At 72.2% G+C, this 7,177-nt stretch carries 6 protein-coding genes, 1 tRNA gene and 1 pseudogene; 3 read left to right on the forward strand and 5 right to left on the reverse strand.

All coding sequences use genetic code 11. The annotated features are described in order from the left end of the window. Nucleotides 1-321: 321 nt before the first annotated feature. The 5 genes from J7E93_RS29070 to J7E93_RS29090 form a co-directional block, all read right to left on the reverse strand. On the reverse strand, nt 322-963 hold the full coding sequence (locus tag J7E93_RS29070) for an IclR family transcriptional regulator (protein WP_215072983.1): 642 nt from the start codon (nt 961-963) through the stop codon (nt 322-324). A 586-nt stretch (nt 964-1,549) separates the two neighbouring features. Further along, nucleotides 1,550-3,340, reverse strand: coding sequence for a DEAD/DEAH box helicase (locus J7E93_RS29075; RefSeq protein ID WP_215072984.1), 1,791 nt, complete (start codon nt 3,338-3,340; stop codon nt 1,550-1,552). Nucleotides 3,341-3,447: 107 nt separating this feature from the next. Next, nucleotides 3,448-3,834 carry a type II toxin-antitoxin system death-on-curing family toxin gene (locus J7E93_RS29080; protein WP_215072985.1) on the reverse strand — a complete coding sequence of 129 codons (387 nt, stop codon included), beginning with the start codon at nt 3,832-3,834 and terminating at the stop codon, nt 3,448-3,450. Next, the gene (locus J7E93_RS29085) at nt 3,831-4,031 is read right to left on the reverse strand and encodes a ribbon-helix-helix protein, CopG family (protein WP_215072986.1); all 201 of its coding nucleotides are present in this window, start codon (nt 4,029-4,031) and stop codon (nt 3,831-3,833) included. Before J7E93_RS29085 ends, J7E93_RS29080 begins: the two co-directional genes overlap by 4 nt. Before the next feature lie 46 nt (nt 4,032-4,077). Continuing rightward, a complete protein-coding gene (locus J7E93_RS29090; RefSeq protein ID WP_215072987.1) occupies nt 4,078-5,526 on the reverse strand; it encodes an MFS transporter in 1,449 nt (482 codons plus the stop codon). Nucleotides 5,527-5,694: 168 nt separating this feature from the next. Between J7E93_RS29090 and J7E93_RS29095 the strand changes: the two genes are divergently transcribed. The 3 genes and pseudogenes from J7E93_RS29095 to J7E93_RS29105 form a co-directional block, all read left to right on the forward strand. Next, nucleotides 5,695-5,769: transfer RNA gene (locus J7E93_RS29095), tRNA-Cys, on the forward strand. Between the two features lie 47 nt (nt 5,770-5,816). Continuing rightward, the gene (locus J7E93_RS29100) at nt 5,817-6,200 is read left to right on the forward strand and encodes a hypothetical protein (RefSeq protein ID WP_215072988.1); all 384 of its coding nucleotides are present in this window, start codon (nt 5,817-5,819) and stop codon (nt 6,198-6,200) included. Nucleotides 6,201-6,458: 258 nt separating this feature from the next. Further along, nucleotides 6,459-7,177: pseudogene (locus J7E93_RS29105) on the forward strand (serine/threonine protein kinase); the annotation flags it as partial.

The raw sequence follows: 7,177 nt of genomic DNA on the forward strand, positions 1-7,177 counted from the left end.
GGGGTCAGGCGGCCCGGCGGCCTACGGTCCGGGGTCGGGGGCCTGAGGGCAGGCGGTCCGGAGACCGCCCGAGGTCAGGCCGTCCGAGGCCCCGGGTTCGGCGGTCCGTCGCACGGGGTCAGGCGGCCCGGCGGCCGGGGGTAGGCGCTCCGGCGGCCCGGGGGGCGGTCCCTCGGTCCGGCGCTCCGGCGACCCAGGGTTGGCAGTCCCCGGCGGCCGTACACCCGCCGGCCTCGCCCGCGCCCTCAGGAACAGGGCCGTCTCGCCGATCTTGCCGGGCTCGCGACGCCCGGCACCGCCCCTCACCGCGTTGTCGTCGGGCTAGCGCAGGGCGTCGGCGACCTCGCGGGCCGCGTCCACCACCCGCGGCCCCACGCGCTCCGGCACCGCGTCCGCGAGCATGACGACACCCACGCTGCCCTCGATCCCGGTGACTCCGACCAGCGGAGCCGCCGCGCCGCTCGCGCCCGCCTCCAGCTCGCCGTGGGTGAGCGTGAACCCCGGCTCGGTCAGGCCGCCCTGCCGGGCCGCGAGGATGGCGCGGCCGGCCGCGCCCCGGTCCAGCGGGTGCCGGAAGCCGGCCCGGTAGGCCACGTGGTAGTCGGTCCAGGTCGGTTCGACGACGGCGACCGCCAGGGCCTCCGCCCCGTCCACCAGGGTCAGATGGGCGGTCGCCCCTATGTCCTCGGCGAGCGAGCGCAGCGCGGGCAGCGCGGCCTCGCGGACCAGCGGATGGACCTGGCGGCCCAGCCGCAGCACACCGAGGCCGACCCGGGCGCGGCCGCCCAGATCCCGTCGTACGAGAGCGTGCTGTTCGAGTGTGGCGAGCAGACGGTAGACGACGGTCCTGTTGACCCCGAGTTTGTTGGACAACTCGGTGACGGTCAGGCCGTGGTCGGTGTCGGCGAGCAGTTTGAGGACTCGAAGTCCCCGGTCGAGCGTCTGGGAGGTTTCCGCGGTCACGACGCCCTCTCCTTCGGAGTGAGTGACGGCGGTCCTTCAAACGAGAGCTGCGACACCGGTCCCGTCGGCGACGCACGTCAGAGGCCGCCGGCAGGCCATGCGCACCGGCTGCGCTCCGCGGCGGCGCTGCCACGGGGCGTTTGCATTGCGGGGACAGTAGCGAGCCACTCCGCTCAGCGGAAGACCTCGTCCAGAATCCGGGCGTCGACGACCGGATACAGCCGGTTCGGGTCTTAAGTCAGCCGGTCAGAGGACTTCGGCGGACAAGATCGGATCCGTCGTGGCCCTGGCGCGGGGCGTGTTCGGCGGGCCGGCTGCGGGGGCCGGACCGGGACGCGAAGGCCCGTTCACGAAAGCGCCCGTTCACGAAAGCGCCCGTTCGCGAAGGGGCCGGTACGCGAAACGGCCCGTACACGAAAGCGCCCGTACGCGAAGGGGCCCGTACGCATCTCCGCGTACGGGCCCCACCACCCTCGGCCGCGACTCCCCGCGGGCATGACCGGCCCGGCCGGGCCCGGATCGACCGCCGCCGGGCGGCCGCCGGCCGTGACCGGCCCGCCGCGTCGGGCTCACGGCATGGGCGGGCTCACCGCATACGGGTGGCCCACTCCTGCACCTTCTTGATCCGTTCGCGGATCTGCCCGGCCGTCGCCTCGGCACTCGGCGGCCCACCGCACACCCGGCGCAGCTCGGTGTGGATCACGCCGTGCGGCTTGCCGCTCTGGTGCACGTACGCACCGACCATGGTGTTGAGCTGCTTGCGGAGCTCCAACAGCTCCTTGTGCGAAACGACAGGCCGTCGCTCGGCCGGCAGCTCCAGCAGGTCCGCCTCGCCGTCCGGCTTCTTGCGGCTGTGCGCGATCTGCCGTGCCTGCCGCTTCTGGAGGAGCAGCTGCACCTGGTCGGGTTCGAGGAGCCCGGGGATGCCGAGGTAGTCCTGCTCCTCCTCGCTGCCCGGGTGGGCCTGCATGCCGAACTCGGCGCCGTCGTACAGCACGCGGTCGAAGACGGCGTCGGACTCCAGCGCCTCGAAGGGCAGCGTGTCCTGTTCGCCGGTGTCCTCGTCCTGCTGCTTCTCGGCCTCCGCCATCTCCTTCTCGGACTCGGCGTACGGGTCCTCCTCGCCGTCCTTCTTCGGCTTGTCGAGGACGTGATCGCGTTCGACCTCCATCTCGTTGGCGAAGCCGAGGAGGTTGGGGATCGTGGGAAGGAACACCGACGCGGTCTCGCCGCGCCTGCGTGAACGTACGAAACGTCCGACGGCCTGGGCGAAGAAGAGCGGGGTCGAGATCGTCGTCGCGTACACGCCGACGGCGAGGCGGGGCACGTCGACGCCCTCGGACACCATGCGGACGGCGACCATCCAGCGGTCGTTGTTCTCGCTGAACTCGTCGATCCGCTTCGAGGCGGCGGCCTCGTCGGAGAGGACGACCGTGGCCTTGGTGCCGGTGATCTCGCGGATCAGCTTGGCGTACGCGCGGGCGGAGTCCTGATCGCTCGCGATCACCAGACCACCGGCGTCCGGGATGCCCTTCCGGACCTCCGTCAGACGCTGGTCGGCGGCGCGCAGCACGTTCGGCATCCAGTCGCCGCGCGGGTCGAGGGCGGTGCGCCACGCCTGGGAGATGGCGTCCTTGGTCATGGGTTCGCCGAGGCGGGCGGCGATCTCGTCGCCGGCCTTGGTGCGCCAGCGCATGTTGCCGCTGTAGCTGAGGAAGATGACGGGCCGCACGACACCGTCGCCCAGAGCGTTCCCGTACCCGTACGTATAGTCCGCCGACGAACGCCGGATGCCGTCGTTCCCCTCCTCGTACGTGACGAAGGGGATCGGGTTCGTGTCGGAGCGGAAGGGCGTACCGGTCAGCGCGAGCCGCCGCGTCGCCGGGTCGAAGGCCTCCAGACAGGCCTCGCCCCAGGACTTGGAGTCACCGGCGTGGTGGATCTCGTCGAGGATGACGAGGGTCTTGCGCTGCTCGCAGCGGTTGCGGTGGAGCATGGGCCGTACGCCGACGCCGGCGTACGTGATGGCGACGCCCTGGTACTCCTTGCTGAGCGGCCCGGCGCTGTAGTCGGGGTCGAGCTTGATCCCTATCCGCGCGGCGGCAGCCGCCCACTGCTTCTTCAGGTGCTCGGTGGGGGCGACGACCGTCACCTGCTGGACGACATGGTGGTGCAGCAGCCAGGAGGCGAGGGTCAGCGCGAAGGTGGTCTTGCCGGCGCCGGGCGTCGCGACCGCGAGGAAGTCGCGGGGCTGCTCCTGGATGTACTTCTCCATGGCGCCCTGCTGCCAGGCACGCAGCTTGTTGGCGGTGCCCCAGGGGGCGCGGCCGGGGAAGGCGGGAGAGAGGTGGTGGGAGGAGGTGGCGGTGGTAGTCACGGTCTCCGGTTCGACGCTCGTCCAGATATGACAACCGGGCCACCTTACCGGCGGCCCGGGGGGAATCCCGTACGAACGCCCCGGGCGCGGAGCGGGTGCGATTCAGCTCACGTCGGGGCGATCAGTTCGCGCAGCCCTTGAGCGATCACCTTGACCTCGTCCGTCTCTCCGGTGGCCACGGCGATGACCAGACGCTCGGCCGCGTCGATGTCCGGGCGGAGCTGGACGCCGTTCATGGCGAGGAAGGTCATGCAAGACAGCCAGGCGGTGCGCTTGTTCCCGTCGACGAAGGGACGGTTGACCGCCAGGGACTGCAGCAGTGCGGCGGCCTTGTCGACGAGATCCGGGTACGCCTCCTCGCCGAACATGGCCGCCGAGGGCCGGTGCACCGCCGATTCGAGCAGCCCCGCATCGCGCACAAGAACCCTCTGGTCATCGACCGCATGCTCGGCGATGACCAGAACGTCCTCGGCGGAGAGATAGACACACCTCACTTGAGGCGCTCCATCAGCTCATGCCACTTGGCGGCCTGCTCCATGGCCGTCTTCCGCACGATCGCCTGCTGGGCGGTACGCGCCAGATAGTCGTCGACCGCCTTGAGGAGTATGGCGTGCATGCTGATGCCCTCCTCCTCCGCGCGCTGCTTGAGTGCCTCTGTCTGGTCGTCACGAAGACGCAGGTTCATGGCCATACCAGAATGGTACCACCACGGTGGGGCCAGCGGTACCACGCGGATTTCACCGCTCCCGCAACCGCGTCGCGACCCAGGCCCCCACCAGTGCCGCCCCCGCCATCGGCAGGAACACCGCCGCGAAGGCTGCCGGGTGCGAAGCCGTGTCCAGGGCCGCGCCGTGACCCACCGCGCCGCCGCCCAGCGCCGCGAACGCCGCGCCGCCCGCCGCCAGCAACAGCACGTTCGAGAGGCCGTCCGAGATCTGCAGGGCCGCCGAGTTGGCGCCCGCCTCCTCCGGTGCCGAGAGCTTCAGGAGCAGCACGCTCGTCGAGGCGATCACCATGCCCATCCCCAGGCATCCCAATCCCCATGCCACCGCGACCACCCACACCGGCACCGAGGCGATCAGCACGCTCGGGGCGGCCGCGATCGCCGCGGCGACCATGAGCATGCCGATCACCATCAGCCGGTCCCGGTACGGCTCCGTCCACGCCCGCGACTGGAGGTAGGAGCCGAGCGCCCAGGTCGCGCCGCCGACGGCGAGCGAGAGCCCCGCGAGCGTGGGGCTCAGCCCGCGCTGGGTGACGAGCATGAGCGGCACGAAGGACTCGGCTGCGATGAAGGAGCCCGCCGCGATGCCGCGCAGCAGCACCACGGACGGCAGCCCCCGGGCGGCGCGGTACGTGCCGCGCGGGAGCAGGCCGAGCGCCGCCGGCACCAGCAGCGCGGCCCCGGCCACCGCGGGGAGCAGGGAGAGCCAGCGCAGCTCCTGCCCGGCGTACTGCAGCAGCCCCGCCCCGGCCGAGATGCCGAGCGCGAGCCGGATCCGCCGCCGGTCGTACGGGGGCCGCGGCGCGGCGGGGTCGGTCGGCCCCGAGGCGGTACGCCGGATCGCGGGCAGGGCGAGCGCGAGCGGGAAGACGACGAGGACCGGGATCCCGACGAAGACCCAGCGCCACCCGAGGTGTTCGGTGATCGTTCCGGAGGCGAGGGGCCCGACGACGGAGGGGACGACCCAGCTGGCCGCGAAGGCGGCCATGATCGCGGGCCGCAGCGTCTCGGAGTAGGCCCGGCTGACGACCACGTACAGCGCGACGATCACCAGGCCTCCGCCGAGCCCCTGGACGGCCCGGCCGAGGATGAACAGCCACATCGTGCCGGCGGTGCCGGAGAGCAGCAGCCCGGCCGCGAAGGAGCTGATGCCGACGGTGAGCGGGGCGAGGGGACCGCTGCGGTCCGACCACTGCCCGGACAGGACCATGGCGAAGAGGCTGGTGGTGAAGTACGCGGAGAAGGCAAAGGCGTAGAGAGGGATGCCGTGCAGCTCGCGGGCGGCGACGGGCATGGCGGTGCCGACGGCCGTCGCCTCGAAGGCGATGAGCAGGACGACGGAGACGATGCCGATACTGAGTGCCCGGTGGTCCCGGTCGAGTACGGATCCGCCCGTGCGCTCCGGGAGGGGGGCGTCTTCGGTCGGGGCGACGCCGGTGTCGCGGGGGTCCAAGGCACTCATGCCCTTCAGAGTAAGGGGCGTAGCCGCAATGGAACCCTGTCGTCAGGGCGGAGTGGGCTCGTCCCTTGGTCGTACGACCGTGAACGGCGCATGGCAGTCGCGTTGCGGCCCGCCCGAATCCCTTGGCCGCCGGGACGCGCCGCCCTACGGTCGTTCCATGAACAGCACGACCGTGTGCCCGAGTGGTTCAGGGACTCGCCTGCAAAGCGAGTGACGTCGGTTCGAATCCGATCACGGTCTCCACGCACAGGATCTTCACAAGATCACATCGTGTGTGCCAGAGTCCGGCCATGGCTGACACAGGCATACGCCGCAGACTCGGTGCCGTCGCCGGAGCCGGTATCGCCGGAGCCGTACTCCCCGGCATCACGCTGGGCCCCGAGGGCATCGACGCCGTCTACTCCGTCCTCCTCGCGGGCGTGGTGATCGCCGTCCTCACCCAGCTCGTCCACATCGGCCCCTCGGGCCCCGTCCCCGCCCCGGCCCTGCTGGCCTTCGGCGCGGCCGGGTTCGTGCAGGACTCCCTGATCTGGTGGCTGCTGTCCTGGCTGGGCGAGGAGATCGCGGAGCTGCGGGTGGAGGGGGTCGGCACGATTCTGCTGGCAGGTCTCGTCACACGGGTGTCGATCCTGGCGTTCTCGCTGATCGGCACCTCCGCGACGCCGGAGGACTGACGCCGGAGGACTGACCGCACGGAGCCGAAGAACGACGGCCGCCCCCGCGTACGGCAGGGGCGGCCGTTTGCTGCCGGAGCGACTCGGCCAACCGCCCACGGCGGAAAGCCCCCTCCCGACTCCTCCCCTCCCGGCTCCCCCCACCGCCTCTCCCCTCCACCACCTCTCCCCTCCACCCCTCCGCCCTTTGAGTAGGCTCCTGTTGCTCCCGTGAACCGTCGGGGTGACAAGGGAGCGACCGACAAGGGGGATTCGCACGTGGAACGGCCGCGCCCGAACGAGGAATCGACGCGGCGGATCGGCCCGTACCGTCTGATCACCCGCCTGGACCCGCCGGCACCGCACCAGAGCCACGTCCCCTGCCGCCGGTTCGTCGCCCGCAGCGCGGACGGCGACCGTACGGTCCTGCTCTCCGCGCCCCTGCCCGGGGCCGATCCCGCGCGCTTTCTGACGGAGGCACAGGCCGGGCAGCGGCTCATGGGCCCGTGGATCGCCCCGGTCACCGAGGTCTCGGAGCCGGCCGGCTCCTCCCCCTGGTACGTGACGCCCTACCTGCCCGCGCTCCCGCTCCCCGTCGCCCTCGCCGTGCACGGGGGCCCGTTGCCGGAGGGAACGGTACGAGCGATCGGCGCCGCCCTCGCGGAGACCCTGGCCGCCGCGCACGCGCAGGGCGTCACGCACGCGGGTGTCTCGCCCGCCGCCGTCCTGCTCACCGCCGACGGCCCGCGGCTGACGTGCTTCGGCGCGGTACGGGCGGCGGCGCCGGACGGGGAGCCGCGGGCCGGACTGGCCTCGACCCGGGCGCGCTGGCACCCGAGCAGGCCTCGGGCGGGCGGCCCCGGCCGGCGGGGGACGTGTACGCGCTCGGTGCCGTCCTCGCGTACGCCGCCACCGGCCACACCGTCCCCGAGCGCTCCGAACTCCCGCCCGCCCTGCGTCCGTCGGTCTCCGCCTGCCTCACCCGTGATCCCGCGAAC

Source organism: Streptomyces sp. ISL-36, from assembly GCF_018614205.1.
Taxonomy (GTDB): domain Bacteria; phylum Actinomycetota; class Actinomycetes; order Streptomycetales; family Streptomycetaceae; genus Streptomyces.